We start from the raw sequence: 17,326 nt of genomic DNA, 5'->3' as shown, positions 1-17,326 counted from the left end.
ACTCAACATGCAATTAACTGATGGATTTTAAAATACCTTCAGCTTCTTGCTTTTGCTCTTCACTACCCAGATTCATCACATCTTCGAGTAATTCCTTCGCAGCAACGATATCATCCATTTCTAGATAAACCCGTGCGAGGTCGAGGTTCGCGTTTTGCCCAGCATCTTTATCAATATCAATGACGTCATCGGCATCATTAACACCGGTGAAATCAGAAAGGCTTACATCTAAATCAAGTTCTGCACTGTCTGGATCTATCTCGTTATCTTCGCCATCATCCATGAGCGCTTCCACATCCAAGAAATCTTCTGGCGGTGTACGGGGTTCGGTTTCAGCATCGCGCTCCACATCGTTTAATAGTGCACTTAAATCTAAGTCTGGGTTGTCGAGCTTAAGTTCAGGCTCGGGGCCTTCTTCAAGATTTAGGCTCTCTGCCGATTCAGCGGTATTCGCTTCAATACTTGGTTCATCTTCTTGCTCTGATTCGATGCTTTGCAGCAATTCATCAAATTCTGCACCATCTAAATCGTCAAATATCTCTTCTTGTTCTGATTCTTCAGTTCCCGACAACCAGTCATCTAATCCTGGCACATCTTCTAGCTCGTCGAAGTCGCTAGGATCTTTTTCATCGGTAGAAGGGTCTACATTCGCTAAGGGCTCTTCATTGGCTAAAGGCTCTGCCACCAAGCCATCGACTTCATGCTCTAATTCAAATTCATCAATTTCATCGAATGCGCTATCAAGAATACTGTCATCGTAATCGTTGCTTTCGGCCTCTGGCTCTGGCTCTGGCTCTGGCTCTGGCTCTGGCTCTGGCTCTGGCTCTGGCTCTGGCTCTGGCTCTTCAACATCATCGCTCGATTCACCAAATGTAGGAATATCATCCATCATTTGTTTATCAAACGCCGCCAATGCATCATCAAGTGGATCAGCTTCGGCTTCGGCTTCGGCTTCGGCTTCGGCTTCGGCTTCGGCTTCGGCTTCGGCTTCGGCTTCGGCTTCGGCTTCGGCAAGACGTTCATCAGCATCGGGCTCGATGTCAAAGTTATCTTCTAAGTTATCTTCATTAATTTCATCAACTTGAGGCTCATCTGGCGCAACCTCTAGGCCCGCTTCAATGTCAGAATCAAGCTCAGAAAGTAAGTCCTCAGTCAGTAACTCGTCTTCATCACTGTCGTTTTCTACATCGCTGTCGTTTTCTACATCGCTGTCGCTTTCTTCATCGCTGTCGCTTTCTTCATCGCTGTCGCTTTCTTCGTCGCGGTCGCTTTCTACATCGCTGTTGCTTTCTTCATCGCTGTCGCTTTCTTCATCGCTGTTGCTTTCTTCGTCGCTGTTGCTTTCTTCATCGCTGTCGCTTTCTTCTTCGCTGTGGGCACCGTCTACTTCTACACTTTCGGGTTCAGCAGATTCGAGAGCATCGTCCCTGTCATCATCATCATCATCATCAAAGTCTAGCTGAGCTTCAGCTGGCGGTGCTTCATCTAATACTTCGTCTTCATTAAACCCGTCAATGTCATCTTCTGACTCGGCTTCTTCTAACGAGGCTATATCTTGTATTTCTGCATCTGGATCATCAATGACTTGCTCAGCGGAACCTAAAGATTCAAGTTCGTCTGACGGCTCATCATCGCTTAAATCCAATTCATCAGTATCTGATTCGTCTGTTTCTGATTCGTCTGAAACTGACTCATCTGCATTTTCGTCTGCTGGAAGCGGCTTATCAACACCAAGCTCAACCTCTGAATCACTATCGGCGTGACTGGCCGCTAACAATTCATCTGCTAAAGCATCGTGAGTTTCACTTTCACCGTCGCTTTCAGGCTGCACAGCGTCATCACTGGGGAGGGGCTCTTGTTCTAGTTCCGCCGGTGCTTCTGCTGGCTCTTCTGATGACTCTTCTGGTGACTCTGCTGGCTCCTGTACTGTTAACCCAGCATCCTCTATCGCTTCTTCGATAGGCGTATCGATTTCATCTTGCCCATCGGCGTTATCTTCATCTTCAGGCGTAATTTCTGCTGGAGTATCTTCCAGCGCTTCATCTAGTTCGGCAAATTCTGACTCTGTTGCTGGTGCAGCGTCATCAGATTCGTCTGATGCAAGCTCTTCATCGGTGGGGTTTGTTTCAACTGGCAGTTCTTCGGCAGCCGCATCATCTACATTGTCTAGTGCTAATTCTTCGGGCTCTGGTGCTAGTGCAGCGACCTCAAGTTCTTCGTCAGCAAGCGCTTCATCAACAGGTGCTTCGCCAGCCTCGTCAGAATCTGTCGTTTCTTGCTGCTCGATTTCACTGTCTGTGTTTACAGTTTCAAAGGTATCATTTTCAACGACTTCATTCTCTAGCGCATCGGTTTCATCGCTCAGGTCGTCAATTGATAGTGTTTCATCATTATCTAACGGCGCATCGGACGGAGCTTCTTCGATGTCGCTGTCGATATCAGCTTCAAGTTCAGCGAGAAGCTCATCTGCAAGCGCATCGCCGGAATTTGTGTCTTCATCTGATTCAATATCTGCTTCTAGCTCAGCGAGTAAATCATCGGAAAGCGGATCATCAATGTCACTGTCGGCCTCAGAGTTTTCAGCAGCTACAGGGTTTTCTTCTGGGGAGTCATGAGGCGCTTCATCTGGCTGATTTTCAGCTTCTAGCTCTGCTAATAAGTCATCAGTAAGCGGGTCATCAAAATCGCCATTCTCGTCGAAGGCAGGCGCAGCTTCATCTGCTGCTTCGGGCGCTAACGCATCATCTTCCGACTCGATACCCGCTTCGAGCTCTGCGAGCAAATCGTCGGTTAACGGATCGTCAAAATCAGCATTTTCATTGTCTGATTCACCATCCATCTCAGCGTCCGCTGATTCAGGCTCAACATCGTCATCATCCGATTCAATGTCTGCTTCAAGCTCGGCCAGTAAGTCATCTGTAACAGGGTCAGAAAAATCATCATCTGCGGATTCTTCTACCTCAGAATCAGTCTCTTCCTCAGATGCATTCTCATCGAATCCTAGCTCTTCTTCGCTTTCAGCCTGCAATTCGGAAATTAAGTCATCCGACAATGGATCAGAGAAATCCTCTGCATTCTCCATGTCTTCAACATCAATTTCTTCTAAGTCGCCAGTAATACTGTCTAGGCTTTGAATAGCTTGTGGTGAAGGTGCTGATGCAATAGACTCTATTGCATCCTCTTCGCTTTCGCTGTCTTCGTCGCCTTCATCTAGGCCACCCATCATTTCGATTTGCTCAATCTCGTTGAGCAAATCATCGGTAATTCGATCGAGTTCTTGATTCTGCTGATTAATTTCATCATCAAGCTTATCAATCATTTCTTCATTGATAAGTTCATCTTTACTGTCTAATTCATCAAGCAGCGTGGGCTCTGGTGCATTTTGTTCAAGCAAATCATCAATACTGATTTCAGGCGTTTCGTCTTCGTCATCCACACTGGGTAAGGTGGCAATATCCTCTTCGCTTTCATTCGAAGCTGATTGTGCTGCTTCGAAAATGTCGTCTACTTCGTCACTCGTGGCAGTTTCAGCCATTGCACCATCTAAAATATCATCGATATCAAAGTCGTCATCTAAGGCATCGGGTTCAGACGCATCTGGCGCTTCTTCAATATCGTTTTCATCTTGTGCTTCGCCTACACCTAGGTCTGTATCAAGCTCGGTATCAAGTGAATCATCGTCATCACCAGATAAATCAAACCCTTCTAAACTGTTATTGTCATCTTCACTGAGCTTATCGGACAAATCATCATCATCGAACAAACTGTCGAGCTCATTCTGATCGAGTTCATCGCTGCCCGACTCAAATAAATCATCGGTATCATCTTCCGGCACCAGCATGTCATCGTCGAGGTCGCCAAAGGTTTCTAAATCATCATCAAGGCTTTCTTCTAACTCAGACGTAAGCACATCATCAAGCAAGTCGTCGTCGTTAAACAGATCGTCATCCGTCAACTCCATGCTATCGCCAAGATCTGGCTCCAGCGCATTGGCCAAATCGGCCATGTCAGTATCGGGCACTGGCACATCATCAGAAACTTCTTGAACTTCTGGTGTTTGTGTAGCTTCTGCCGGTTTACGTTTCAATAACCAAGCAATCAGTCCGCCGACCAACAATAAGGTAATAATGCCGGAGCCTATAATGAGAAGCATTGGGCTAGAAAGCGAACTCCACATCGAGTTTTGTTTTTCCGCTTCTCGCTGCATTTGCTCGGCTCTCATCATCTCGAGCAACTCTTGTTGCAGCGCAACTTGCGTATCTATTTGTGTTTTAACATCACCTTCAACCTGATTACGAAGCTCTTGAAGTTCACCGTTAACCTCGTCTACCCGCTCATACAGTTTGCGATTTTCATTTAATAAAGCTTCTACGTTTTCTAATGACGCAGCAAATTGCATCCGAAGTTCATCAAACTGACGGGTTTGCTCTTGGTCTAAACGCGTAATTTTTTGTTCAATATTGGATTGGGTTTGGCTTAAATCGTTTTGATTCACCAAAGGCGCAGGCGGTTTGATATTTCGTACACTGCTACCAGGTTTGTTTAGCAACTCAGCAAAGGTTCGCTCGTCACTTTCTGCGCGTATTTGTGCTTGCCTAGCATCGATACGAGAAATATACCGTTCTGATGGCAATTTCAGTACTGAACCATCAACCAGTAAATTTAAGTTCTGCTGTTCAAATGCATTGGGGTTTAGTTCATAAATAGCTGACATAACCTGATAAACCGACAGGTTATTATTTTGGCGATAGCGCTCGGCTATACGCCAAAGAGTATCTTGAGAATCAATGGGGCCGTATTCTAATCCAGAATACTGGCTGGTCGCGTTCTTGGGCCCTTTCAGCAGGGTAGCGCGTTCCTGTGCATCGACATTATTGTGGGGGGCTAGTAAACATAAAGTAAGTAAAACTAAGCCCGTCAAATGCAATTTCATAGCAATCCTATATGCCCTCAAGCGTCAACACCACCAAGTGTCATGGTGGAGATTCGTAGCTAAACCTCTTCTAATTTGCACTTAAATGCTGCAAACGGGTTCAGCTTTTTATTCTTATCATTTGATAGCGCCTGCGCACGAATGAAAATGCCCTATCAATACAGATTTTCTACATTGCTTACCGCTATTTTTAACCTTCGCTGATGTATTGACAACACCACTTGGGTCGACGGTATTTGTAATCTGGTTTAAGAAACTATAAACCAGTTATTAAAGGCAATCTAGTTAGCCCTTCTGTTTTCGGTATCTATTTGTTGAATATCGATATAACTGCTTATCGGCCGAGCAAGCAAAATGTTTACTTACTCGGCGAAATCAATGTTAAATGCCCTAATTTGGGTTTTGCCTACTTAGCCCTATGATTACATGTAATCGCGAATTAAGGTTTCAGCAATTTGAATACTGTTTGTCGCCGCACCTTTACGGATATTATCTGACACAACCCAAAGGTTAAGACCACAAGGGTGAGTAATATCGTTTCGAATACGCCCAACATGGACCATATCATTGCCGCTGGCACTGCTTACCTGGGTAGGAAACTGATCGGCAGCATCATAAACTTTTACGCCTGGTGCATCAGCAAGTAATTGCTTAACCTGTTCAGCATCAATTGGAGCGCGAGTTTCTAAGTGAATGGCTTCACCATGCCCGTAAAATACTGGCACTCTTACTGCCGTTGCATTAACCAAGATGCTGTCATCGCCCATAATTTTTTGTGTTTCCCACACCATTTTCATTTCTTCTTTGGTGTAGTCATTGTCTTGAAACGCATCAATCTGAGGAATAACGTTAAAGGCGATTTGACGGCTAAACGCTTTTGTTTCTAGCTCTCGCGCGTTTAGCAGGCTAGCAGTTTGCTTCACCAGCTCTTCCATCGCTTCTTTTCCTGCACCAGATACAGACTGATACGAACTTACGTTAATACGATCAATACCCACAGCATCGTGTATTGGTTTCAACGCCACCATCATTTGAATGGTTGAACAATTAGGGTTGGCAATAATGTTTCTATTGCGAAAATCAGCCAGTACATGGGCATTAACTTCTGGCACGACAAGCGGAATGTCTGGCTCGTACCTAAATTCAGACGTGTTATCGATAACGATACACCCTGCATCAGCGGCACGTGGCGCAAACTCAGCAGAAATACTGCCGCCTGCAGAGAAAAAGCCAAATTGTACCAACGACCAATCGAACGTATCTGCATCCAACACTTCTACATCTTCGCCCTTGAAGCTAATACTGGTTCCCGCTGAACGTTTGCTGGCTAGTGGATATAAACGATTTACTGGAAAGCCACGCTCTGCCAGTAGTTCTATCATGGTTTGCCCAACTAGACCGGTCGCGCCTAATACGGCAACGTCAAAGGCTTGTGACATAAGTGTTGTTTCTCCTGCTAATAGTGTTGCTTAAAAATAGAAGACGTTAGGCTGGCAAGCTAGGCTTGCAACAAAAAGCCTAACCCTCTCAATTGCTGTTTAATTTCATCTGATGTGTTACTGGGCAATATCAGCGTATACGCACTGCATTCCCGTCTTACCCGATAGCTTTTGCGCATAGTAGCAAAGGTGTGGCTAATGCACGCAGAAATTTTTTCGCTATTCGCACTTTCACTTTTCTGCCTCGATACATCCCCTACCCCTTCTCGAAATGCTTTATCGTCAACACGCAAGCTATAAACTTTTAGCATTAAGCCTATTAAATCTTGTTTCGACAATGTGGAAGCTGATGCTGAGGTCAATTCTACTTCTATGCGTTCAACAGCGGATAAATATTCGCCGAGAGTTTTAGTACAAGGTTCTTTCAGCAAATTGCATATTTGTTCGTAAACATACTGAGTACCTCGCACTTTACCCTCTACTGAATGCCCCGCAATATGAGGTGTCATAAGCCAACAATATTGCAATAGTTCAAGATTGATGGCGGGCTCATTTTCAAACACATCTAACACCACCGAGGGCGCGTTTGGTTGTTTCAGCCGATTTAACAAAGCCTGTTCATCAATCACCTCACCACGACATGCATTGATAAGCAACTGATTACTCCCTAGTTGCCCTAGCACATCAGCATTAATCAACTTACCCGTGGCATGGTTGCCTGTCTTCACATAGGGCACATGAAGCGTGATCACATCACAATCGATAATGTCTTGAAAACCAACAAAACTGCGTGGGTCATCCGACTCATTTAATGGGGGATCGCACAACTTATATTCAATGTTCAATGCCGCTAATCGTTTAGCCAAGGCCGTGCCTACATGTCCTGCCCCCACTATACCCACGGTAATAGCATTAATGTCTATCTTACCTGCTTGGTCAGCCAAAAATAATGCGCTAAGTACATATTCGGCCACGGCAACGGCGTTACAACCGCCCGCGGAATTCCAGCTGATCCCCTGACTATTAAGCCAGGTTTTATCCATGTGGTTAGTGCCAGAGGTGGCAGTGGTAACGAACTGGAGTTGCGACGCTTGGCTAAGCAAGGCTTCATTGACTTTGGTAGTGGAACGCACAGCCAAGATATCTACGTTTTTGATATCTTCCGGAGTAAGGGTTTGCCATGCATAACTGCTAACATCGCCTAAGCCGCTGAAGTATTCACGGCCTAAAGGAATTGTATCTTCAAAGAGTATTTTCATGATGCTAAGTTTACCTCAATCCTTTGGATTAGTAACCTTGAGCACCATGAATCAATACAGTTTTTTAGTCTACTTTAGCGCTTATTTGTCGAAACCAGGGAATCGTCGGGCAACCCGCCGCTTAATTCCTGGCCACGCTAGGCTTCCCCCCGCTTGTTTTGTAACTTCAGACGCTTGTGCGCGGATCCCTTGCAAAATAGCAGAATGAATAGGGATTAACTTCTGGCCTGTGGCCTGAGCTTTTAACTGTATTTCGCAAGCTCGCTGAAAAATGAACATAAACAAAAACGCATCGGGAATGGTGTCGGCACAGGTAAGCAAGCCGTGATTCCGTAAAATCATAAATTGTGTCTCACCCAAATCGCGTACTAGGCGCGCTTTCTCATCAGGGTTCAAGGCTACGCCTTCATAGGCATGATAAGACAAAGAGGCTAACGGAAACAAAGACTGCTGTGAGTACGCTTGTAATCCTTCCTCTAATACTGAAAGTGCAACCCCTTCAGTAGTATGCAAATGCATCACGCACTTCGCATCGTCTCTAGCTTCGTGCACCGCACTGTGAATAGTAAAGCCCGCGGGGTTGATGTCGTACTCACTTTCCATGACCTTGTTGCCATGTAAGTCTACCTTCACCAAGCTTGACGCTGTGACTTCATCAAACATCATGCCGTAAGGGTTTATCAAAAAATGATGCTCGGGCCCTGGCACTCTTGCAGATATATGGGTAAAAATTAAATCATCCCAACCGTACATGGCCACTGCACGATAGCACGCCGCTAGATCCACACGGGTTTGCCACTCTTGTTCACTCACCTGTGCTTTGACTTCTGAATTCATAATTCATCTCCTACATTTTTTTCTACCTTACGCCTAATTTACAGGCTAAACTGTCGGATAAACGACACTGTAATGAAAATGTTAACTCAAGAATACTCAACCGTTTTAACCAGCTCAATGTGGTTTTCTTCACTCCCTGAAAACTTGCAGTGCGCCTTGCTTGCTAAGGTACGTATTCGTCATTTAAAAGTAGGTCAACAACTGCATGCTAAAGGCGAGGAAGGCATTGGTTTTTATGGCGTATGCGAAGGCCGCCTGCGTGTAATGAATATTGGTGCTAATGGCAAGGAAATGCTGTTTGCATTGCTTGGGCCTGGCACGTGGTTTGGTGAAATTTCTCTTTTCGACGATTTACCCCGCACTCACAATAGTGTGTGTGAAATCGATACTGTGATTGCGGTTATCCCAAAAGGTGCGTTTAACGCAGTATTAAAGGCTCACCCTGAGCTTTACCCACACTTTGCCCGCCTGCTGTGTTCAAGAGTAAGAAGTGCATTTCAATTTATCGATTCCAGCGCTGGGCTAAACTTACAACACCAGTTAATTAAGCGCCTACTGATGCTAACCACCAGTTACGGCCAGCATCTCCCCCAAGACAACGCTATTACCTTAACGTTATCGCAAGAATCTTTAGCGCAAATGATAAACAGTAGCCGACAAACGGTGAACCAACTCTTAGGCGACTTGCAAAGCCAAGGATTACTGCATTTACATTATGGAAAAATAACCATCAGTCGACCAAAGGCTTTGTTCGCGCTGCTTGTAGATGAGGCGTGATAGTTAGATAGTCACAGGTACGAACGGCAAGATAGCAGGTGAAAACTACTAACTCGATGGGGAAAATCAAGCTCCCCATCAAGTATATCAACAAGTCCGATACGAACTTGCTTATCGTTATAGTCTAGCCTTGGTAGCGCTGCATCACTAACGTCGCGTTAGTACCGCCAAAACCAAAACTATTAGACATAACCGTGTTCAACGTTACTTCACGTGCTTGTGTGACAATGTCGAGACCAGCGGCGGCATCGTCTAACGTGTCGATGTTAATTGATGGCGCAATAAAATTATTTTCCATCATTAACAAGCTATAGATAGCTTCGTTAACGCCAGCTGCACCTAATGCATGACCCGTTAGTGATTTTGTTGCACTAATTGGCACACCAGATTGGCCGAATACTTCCTGTATAGCCGCCAGTTCTTTCACATCTCCTACAGGTGTTGAAGTACCGTGGGTGTTCAAGTAGTCGATGGGTGCAGATACATTCTGCATGGCCATTTTCATGCAACGGATTGCGCCTTCGCCTGATGGTGCTACCATGTCGAAGCCATCAGAAGTTGCGCCGTAGCCAACCACTTCACCATAGATTTTTGCGCCACGGGCTAATGCGTGCTCAAGCTCTTCAACCACAACCATACCGCCGCCGCCAGAGCTAACAAAGCCATCGCGTGCTGCATCATAAGTACGTGATGCTACTGAAGGGTTGTCGTTATATTTAGAACTCAGTGCGCCCATGGCGTCGAACTGACTTGACAGTGCCCAGTGCAATTCTTCACCGCCACCTGCAAATACAACGTCTTGCTTACCCAGTTGAATAAGCTCCATGGCATTACCAATACAATGAGCACTAGTTGCACATGCCGACGCAATTGAGTAGTTCACACCGCGAATTTTAAACGGCGTGGCAAGGCATGCTGAAACCGTAGACGCCATACAACGAGGAACCATGTACGGCCCCACACGTTTTACGCCTTTTTCACGCAGAATGTCTGCCGAAAGTACTTGGTTTTCAGAAGACGCGCCGCCAGAGCCAGCAATAATGCCGGTGCGATCGTTAGAAATGTCGCTGTCTTCAAGGCCTGAATCTTCAATGGCTTGTTGCATTGCAACATAAGCATAGGCCGCCGCATCACCCATAAACCGCATAGCTTTACGGTCGATGTGCTCTTTAAGGTCGATATCGATATTACCCCACACTTGGCTTCTTAGGCCCATCTCAGCGAACTGCTCAGAGTGTGTAATACCTGACTTACCTGCTTGCAATGAAGCAAGTACATCTTGTTTATTGACGCCGATACTTGAAACAATTCCAAGACCGGTGATAACTGCTCTTCTCATAGTTTACCCTTTGCGTTGATGCGGCTATGGTAACGATTTTGATTGGTAAAGTGGTCTGCTTTGCAGCTTAAGACCCAGCACTTCACTTTTTCTAACCGCATCCTGATGCATTTGCTTTAATTATTTTTGCGCCACGTGAATTGCTTCAATCAATGTATCATGAAAGGCACATTCAAATACTAGAAGAAAATAGCAAGTTCACAAAAGCTTCACTAAATTTTTAAGCAGTTCATTCGGTCTATGGCAAGGCAACTGTATTGATGGGTATCGATATAGTTGTTTAACTTCACAAAACTGCTCACATCTCTTATCCATTCGTCTATCTTTAACAATTAAGATAAACTCTTTGAATCAATTCAGATAAAATTGTGTACTATCACTATTCACCAGCGCGTTCTACTGCGTGCAGTTCTTATAACATAAAAATCTTTAGTAAAATTTGTGCGGGAATACACATCACCATGGCCACTTCTAACTTGTGGGGCAACGAACTTGAGTTTCGTCGTACGGTATTAAGAGTTGTTCTACTTGTTATCATTGTTGCAGGTGTCATTTTTACTATCAATAACTGGATTGTAGGCCACAAAGTATTGGCCTTTGTTGAGTTGCTGGTTGTCTTTCTTTCCCTCGCTATTCTAGCGATTCATAAAAAGACACCGAACTTAAAATTATGGTCTTCCGTATTTTTATTCGCCCTGTATACGGTTATTCTTATTGGCATTCTTTCTGCCTCATTTACCTCAGCACTGTACAGTTGGCTATTCATTGTGCCAGTTCTTTCCTATTTGCTGTTGGGTACCAAATTAGGCACCATCTACTCTGTCTTATATGTATTATCAGGCTGCGGCATCTTGACCTACCGACATATTGTGCATAATCCCGACACACCCGTCATTGCCATTGTCAATATTGCCTTAACACTTACGGCTATTTGGGCGTTATCTTATACCTATGAACGAAAGCGGGCAGAGACCGTCAAACGTTTGCAGGAAATGGCCTCATTAGACCCGCTCACAGGGCTGAACAACCGCTTGCTTCTAGGCTCTATTTTCGACATGCTCTGCGAAACATTGCCCGAGAAACAAAAAAATGTATCTATGGTGTTAGTCGATCTTGATCATTTTAAGAAGGTGAACGACAAATATGGTCATGGCGTGGGCGATGCAGTACTTGTTGACGTATCTCGTATTATCAATAGTATGCGCAGACGAAACGATTGGGCTTTTCGATTCGGCGGCGAAGAGTTTTGTTTACTTATACCCGATGTTACGCCTTCTCAAGCACATAGCATTGCAGAGCGCTTACGGCATTCAGTTGAACACACGTTAAACGCAGAAGGCTTTGACGCTAAAATGACCGTAAGTATCGGCGTGGCCCGCTGGCCTGAAAATGGTGACACGTTGTCTGAAATCTACAAGGTCGCCGACGAGAGGCTGTATAAAGCCAAAGAACAAGGTCGCAATCAGATAGTCTTTGAATAGTTAGTTATCAACCGCATAAAGAGTTAAATTACACCGGTGAAATCTCAACAAGCAAGCGTGCATTTCAATGAAAACGGCACGCCTGTCGCCGACCATTTTGGCGACGTATACTTTTCCAATGACAGTGGTATTAATGAAACCCAATATGTATTTATGGGTGGAAATAGCATTGTTGAACGTTGGCTGGCACATAGCAACCCTAGCTTTGTGATTGCTGAAACCGGCTTTGGCACTGGGCTTAACTTTCTGGTTGCCATGCAAGCGTTTAAACACTTTAGAAACGCCAATCCCAGCCACCCGCTTAAACAATTATTCTTTTTAAGTACGGAAAAATTCCCACTACCCAAACCAGATATGGAAAAGGCATTACTGGCATTTCCCGCTTTGAAAGAAGAAGCTGGCGCATTAAGTACGCGCTATCCTATGGAGCTAGATGGGTGCCATAGGCGTCATTTCGATGAATTTGATACCACGTTGGATTTGTGGATTGGGGATGTACACGATTTATTGCCTCAATGGCATAGCCCAACAGCTGGGCTGATTGATGCATGGTTTTTAGATGGCTTCGCCCCCAGTAAAAACCCTGACATGTGGGCCGACACGTTATTTGAGCAAATGGCGCGATTGTCTAAAGTAGGTGCTACTTTTGCCACCTTTACAGCGGCGGGTTTTGTAAAGCGCGGGTTGGCTACCGCTGGATTTACCGTATCAAAACGTAAAGGCTTTGGTAGAAAACGCGATATGTTGGTGGGTGTTTATGAAACAGAAGCCGCGTCGACATTAGCTGAAAAGCGTGCCTTCGAAGGCCCCTACTATCGTTACAATCAAGCTGCTATTGCTCCTAAAAGCCACGTTATTGTGGTGGGCAATGGCCTTGCGGCAGCAACGGTGACACTTTCTTTAGCCAAGCGTGGCATTAACGTTACGGTATGTCATGATCAAGAGGCTTTAGCCACAGGCGCATCGGGCAACCCACAAGGAGGTTTTTTCCCTCAGCTTCATTCCGAGGCCAGTATTGCCAGCCGTATCCAAGCGCATAGCTTTTTGTATGCTTCGCATATTTACCACACCTTGCTTGATGAGCAAGAAGATTCAACAAACGTTGCGTTGAAAAAAACGACTGTGGCATACGACTTTTGCGGTGTTGCGCAGCTTAACTTTAACGAGAAGGTCGCTGTTCGGCAGAAAAAACTGGTGGCTAATGGTGTATGGCCAGAGGCGTTAATCAAACCAATAAGCCCTGAGGCGCTATCGGAAAAAGCGAGCATCGCCTTACCTTATGATGGACTGTTTATAGAGCAAGGGGGCTGGATATCGCCACCTGACTTAGTGCGTGCGCTAATTGAGCAAGCAAAACAGTACGCAGATGTGACCGTATTATGTCACCATGAGTACCTTTCTCACACTGTATTGAATGACAGTGACAAAACATCATTATCGGTTGCGCTTGCCCAAGCACACCACCTTGCCGTGGAGTTTAGTGTAACGGCGGGCATAGAGGATTCATCAAATAATAAGACCTTGTATGCTGATCATCTTATTTTGGCCACAGGTGCTGGTGCTGTGGGCAGTAATGCATTTGCTTCGTTACCGCTGCGCCCCGTGCGCGGGCAAGTAGAAGCCATTACTACTCAAGCGCCCATAAACGCATTAACCACTGTGATATGCCACAAAGGCTATATGACTCCAGCATTAAATAGCCGACATGCCCTTGGCTCAACCTACATCAAAAACGACCTATCTACAGAAGTACGAGCTCAGGAAAGTGAACAAAACCTGCAAACCCACCAGCAAGCAATGGCGAATACTGATGTTGTACAACAGCTCGAGCATGATGGCGAAGCAAGGGCGGCCACGCGGTTAGGTTCACCAGATCATCAACCTGTGTCTGGTATGCTTGCAGATTTTTCGGCACTTAAAACTCAATATGTTGGGTTGTCGTTAGGTAAGCCGCTTTATACCGCTGCCCCGTTGCCAGCAACTCCAGTAAGCACATTATGCTGCTTAGGGTCACGCGGCCTCACTACCGCGCCTTTAATGGCGGAATTATTAGCAAGCACGTTAACCCATGAGCCTTTGCCGCTAAACAATGATTTGTGCCAAGCGGTACATCCTGCACGGTTTATGGTGAGAGACTGTATACGAAGTATCTTTGATGAATAGCGATGGCTTTTATCGCTATTTTTAAGCTGCAATTTTTTAAGCTGCAATAAAAAAGCGCAGTGCTGAACGCCTATTTTACTGGCCCACTTCAGACTGCGCTTTTTTGTTTAATTCGATTGTCACCGGCAGTTAGAAACTCACCGATGCGTAACCCGTTATTGAACTGGCACCTGCGCCGTTAAGCCTTTATTTAAATCGGTCACGATGAACGCGGGAATATAGATATTCGCACTGGCAACAACTTGCTTGTTTTGCATTGAAACAATACGGGCATTAATGCGAACGCCCCTGTCGTCTTCAATAATAGTGCCTGTCACTACATGGTCCATCGACACTTGCTTGGCCAGTGCATTCGCTTTGCGGCTTAATACAAAATCACCAAAGGGCGTTACTGTCACGCCACCAGCCATTTTAAAGTCAACAATGGCTAGCCCAAAATCTTGAAGTTCGGCAATAAGGTATTCAGAAAGTTGATTTCCTAACACCGTGCTATCGCCTAAAGATTCATTCAGGCGCACAAAGCTGGTCACCCCCACCATGTCTTGCTGAGTAAGGCGGATTGCGTTATCCATTAAGTCCATCGCCAATTGCGATGCATAGTCATTTAAGCGTTTGTGGGTTTGTGAAGGAGAAAATCCTTGGTGCAATGGGTCTCTGTAGCCTGGGTCTACGGCAACATGCTGCTGGTATTCACGGTCGCGAGAGTCTGGGTGGTACTCAAGGCCTGATCCCCTTGGCACAGGAACAGGCTCAGCGGAGTGAGAAATTTCTCCGTCATCACCTAGCCAAAAAGAGCCGATTGATTCAGTACTGGTACACGCGGTGAGGTTAGCGACTAACCCCATTGCCAGCAAAGCAATAAGCCTTTTCATGATTAACCTCTACTTAATTTAACGCCATCACGCATGCCGTTCTTTTGGCTACCGTCGCTAGGGATCAACGCTTCTACCACATAAAATGGCACCAGCATTTGTGCACTCGCCACTACCGCGCGAGACTCTATGCCTAATATTCTGGCGTTAACTAACACGCCGCCTTGGTGTTTAGCCATGGTGCCCGTAAGTACGTAATCTATGGGTAAACTGCTGCTTAATTCTAAATAGTCGCGGCTAAGAACGAAGTCGCCACCGTCGGTAATACGAATGTAGTCTGTGGCTTTAAAATCGATAACGGGCACACGAAATTTATGCAGTTCGTGAACAAATGATTCTGCCATTTGCTTACCCAGCAAATCCGTTTCTTGAAGATTGGTATCAATAAGCGCGAAATGCGTTACGCCTATGGGCGTTTTTTCATTCACATATTCCATATTTGCGATAAGGTCTTGGGTCATATTTTTTACGTAATCACCAATATGCTTAGTTAGCGGTCGCCCTTTATAGGCCCCTTGAACACTCGAATAAAGTGTAGGTTGGCCCAAGGCGCCGAAAGCATCCATTCCCTCTTGCTCGTCTGACTGTTCGTCGTCTTCTTTTTGTGGTGAAGGACGGTCTATCGCCATAATATCTACTACATTCATGGCCGGTCGAGACGTTTCTTCAACTGCCACTTCTTCTTCGCCTAACATCATAGAGCAACCGCTCAGGGTTAACGTTGATATTGCTAGGATACATGCCGTGCATTTAAATAGTGCGTTCATCCCGTTACCTTCCACCTTCAGTTCTGTACAGTCGACCATTACGGCTCGTCACTCGCTCTTCTTCCCAGAAAATCTCAGCGGGAAAAAAGCGGGTAGCTGCCGCCACCACGTCTTTATTTCTAACATTGATAATTCTTGCGTTAACCACAGCCCCAGACTGTTGGTAAACCAAGGTACCTGTTATATAGAAATCGACCCGTTCGATATCGGACAATTGGTCGATATTGCGCGTAAGTACTCTATCGCTTTCGTCATTAACAATTATATCGTTCGAAAGCTTAAATTCTTGAGTAGTAAAACCACGTTTTGTGGCTTCGGTCATCATACCCTGTTCTAATTGATGCCCTAACATCATCAATGGATGTTGATCATTCTTGTTGTATTTCATGGTATCAACAGGCACAAATCCCGCCACGGCATAGCGCGCTTGCCTAGAAGGTCGCAAATCGGCAAACAGCTCATTGGCTAAAATGTAGGTGTGATATTCAACATTCCCAAGGGCTGGAATCGCCAAGGGATCAGACTGTGACATTTGGGCTTTAGGGTCGTCCGACGATTGACAGCCGCCAATGATGGCAAGTATTAATCCGGCAGAAATAGCTCGCGAAGTGTTGCGCAAAATACAGCGAAAGGTACAGCGTACCGTGCAGTACCTTGCTCTTTTGGGTGTGTTACTAGCGCTACGCTTGTAACTCGCAAGTTGAATTAAACCGAACATATATTCACCTAGAAATAAGCCATTTGTAAAAAGCGCGTTGTGTCACACTACTTGTCTTTTCTTGTCAACAACAAGAATTAGCAATATTCGCACCACAACCTGTGGGGGCGTGTCATGTAGCGCATAAAGACTGAAAAAAGGTTAACGCTAACAAGTGCCGAGCTAAAGCAAGCGATGTCAGAAAGCCTATAAAACACAGCCGTACGCCGCATTACTCCGCTACTTGGGGGCTTAGAGAGAATATATTGTAGTTAGCTACCTTTAGAAAAGGAACGCCAATCAACGTGGCTGGGTGTTTAAAATAACACCAACGATTGAGAGAAAGTGAGGGTGCCTAAGCGGCAAAGCCATGCCGCTTTCAGGCGTAATTTGCCGGATAATTATTCCGTTTCCAGATTCCACGCATAGCGCTTTGTTGTGCGACATTTTGGCGCTTAGCTGCGCGCCTGGTCAAATAATCGTGACCAAAGGCTCTTAACCTGCGCAGCATCATCGCCCTCTAGTTCTTTGTTGTTAAATGCGGCTTGCAAGCTTGCTGCCATATCTGAATCTAGTTGCTGCATAGTTGCGCTGCTTTGCATTTCTAGCTGACGAGACACCACGGCGAAATGGCCTTGTAAGTAACTGGCTGTAAACAGCTCATCGTCACTACCATGATTAACTACATCATCTAACGCAGCCTCTATCGCTGCAATTTGGTTTACTACTTGTTGGGGGGCTGAAGCCGGAGGTAACACGTAT

Annotated in this window: 12 protein-coding genes; 3 read left to right on the top strand and 9 right to left on the bottom strand. The window is 45.4% G+C overall.

Annotation, left to right across the window (positions count from 1 at the left end):
* Positions 1-13: 13 nt before the first annotated feature.
* From KYS23_RS08860 to KYS23_RS08845, 4 genes are all read right to left on the bottom strand, one after another.
* Positions 14-4,933 carry a FimV/HubP family polar landmark protein gene (locus KYS23_RS08860; protein WP_218418423.1) on the bottom strand — a complete coding sequence of 1,640 codons (4,920 nt, stop codon included), beginning with the start codon at positions 4,931-4,933 and terminating at the stop codon, positions 14-16.
* Between the two features lie 422 nt (positions 4,934-5,355).
* Positions 5,356-6,372 (bottom strand): aspartate-semialdehyde dehydrogenase, encoded by a 1,017-nt coding sequence (locus KYS23_RS08855; RefSeq protein ID WP_159531840.1) that lies wholly within the window; start codon positions 6,370-6,372, stop codon positions 5,356-5,358.
* A gap of 59 nt (positions 6,373-6,431) precedes the next feature.
* Complete coding sequence (locus tag KYS23_RS08850) at positions 6,432-7,631, bottom strand: 4-phosphoerythronate dehydrogenase (RefSeq protein ID WP_218418422.1); 1,200 nt, start codon at positions 7,629-7,631, stop codon at positions 6,432-6,434.
* Between the two features lie 81 nt (positions 7,632-7,712).
* Positions 7,713-8,468: a class II aldolase/adducin family protein gene (locus KYS23_RS08845; protein ID WP_159531844.1), complete on the bottom strand. Its 756-nt coding sequence runs from the start codon at positions 8,466-8,468 to the stop codon at positions 7,713-7,715.
* Between the two features lie 72 nt (positions 8,469-8,540).
* On the opposite strand from KYS23_RS08845, the gene KYS23_RS08840 reads away from it, so the two are divergent.
* Positions 8,541-9,245 carry a Crp/Fnr family transcriptional regulator gene (locus tag KYS23_RS08840; RefSeq protein ID WP_159531846.1) on the top strand — a complete coding sequence of 235 codons (705 nt, stop codon included), beginning with the start codon at positions 8,541-8,543 and terminating at the stop codon, positions 9,243-9,245.
* A 124-nt stretch (positions 9,246-9,369) separates the two neighbouring features.
* Here KYS23_RS08840 and fabB read toward each other — a convergent pair whose 3' ends face one another.
* Complete coding sequence (gene fabB, locus KYS23_RS08835) at positions 9,370-10,584, bottom strand: beta-ketoacyl-ACP synthase I (RefSeq protein WP_218418421.1); 1,215 nt, start codon at positions 10,582-10,584, stop codon at positions 9,370-9,372.
* Positions 10,585-11,045: 461 nt separating this feature from the next.
* Here fabB and KYS23_RS08830 point away from each other — a divergent pair, with 461 nt between their 5' ends.
* Positions 11,046-12,065 (top strand): GGDEF domain-containing protein, encoded by a 1,020-nt coding sequence (locus KYS23_RS08830; RefSeq protein WP_218418420.1) that lies wholly within the window; start codon positions 11,046-11,048, stop codon positions 12,063-12,065.
* A 36-nt stretch (positions 12,066-12,101) separates the two neighbouring features.
* Positions 12,102-14,228 carry a bifunctional tRNA (5-methylaminomethyl-2-thiouridine)(34)-methyltransferase MnmC2/FAD-dependent 5-carboxymethylaminomethyl-2-thiouridine(34) oxidoreductase MnmC1 gene (gene mnmC, locus KYS23_RS08825; RefSeq protein WP_218418419.1) on the top strand — a complete coding sequence of 709 codons (2,127 nt, stop codon included), beginning with the start codon at positions 12,102-12,104 and terminating at the stop codon, positions 14,226-14,228.
* A gap of 155 nt (positions 14,229-14,383) precedes the next feature.
* On the opposite strand, the gene KYS23_RS08820 is transcribed toward mnmC, so the two are convergent.
* The 4 genes from KYS23_RS08820 to KYS23_RS08805 form a co-directional block, all read right to left on the bottom strand.
* Complete coding sequence (locus KYS23_RS08820) at positions 14,384-15,100, bottom strand: FlgO family outer membrane protein (protein ID WP_218418418.1); 717 nt, start codon at positions 15,098-15,100, stop codon at positions 14,384-14,386.
* A 2-nt stretch (positions 15,101-15,102) separates the two neighbouring features.
* Positions 15,103-15,867, bottom strand: a complete 765-nt coding sequence (locus KYS23_RS08815; protein WP_159531856.1) for a FlgO family outer membrane protein — start codon at positions 15,865-15,867, stop codon at positions 15,103-15,105.
* Positions 15,868-15,871: 4 nt separating this feature from the next.
* Positions 15,872-16,585, bottom strand: a complete 714-nt coding sequence (locus KYS23_RS08810; RefSeq protein ID WP_218418417.1) for a FlgO family outer membrane protein — start codon at positions 16,583-16,585, stop codon at positions 15,872-15,874.
* A 434-nt stretch (positions 16,586-17,019) separates the two neighbouring features.
* Complete coding sequence (locus KYS23_RS08805) at positions 17,020-17,322, bottom strand: YfcL family protein (RefSeq protein WP_159531860.1); 303 nt, start codon at positions 17,320-17,322, stop codon at positions 17,020-17,022.
* Positions 17,323-17,326: the final 4 nt, after the last annotated feature.

It is taken from the genome of Alteromonas lipotrueae (genome assembly GCF_019249255.1).
In the GTDB taxonomy this organism is placed as follows: domain Bacteria; phylum Pseudomonadota; class Gammaproteobacteria; order Enterobacterales; family Alteromonadaceae; genus Alteromonas; species Alteromonas lipotrueae.
The sequence above is the reverse complement of the archived record's forward strand: the minus strand, read 5'-3'. Positions and strand labels throughout refer to the sequence as shown.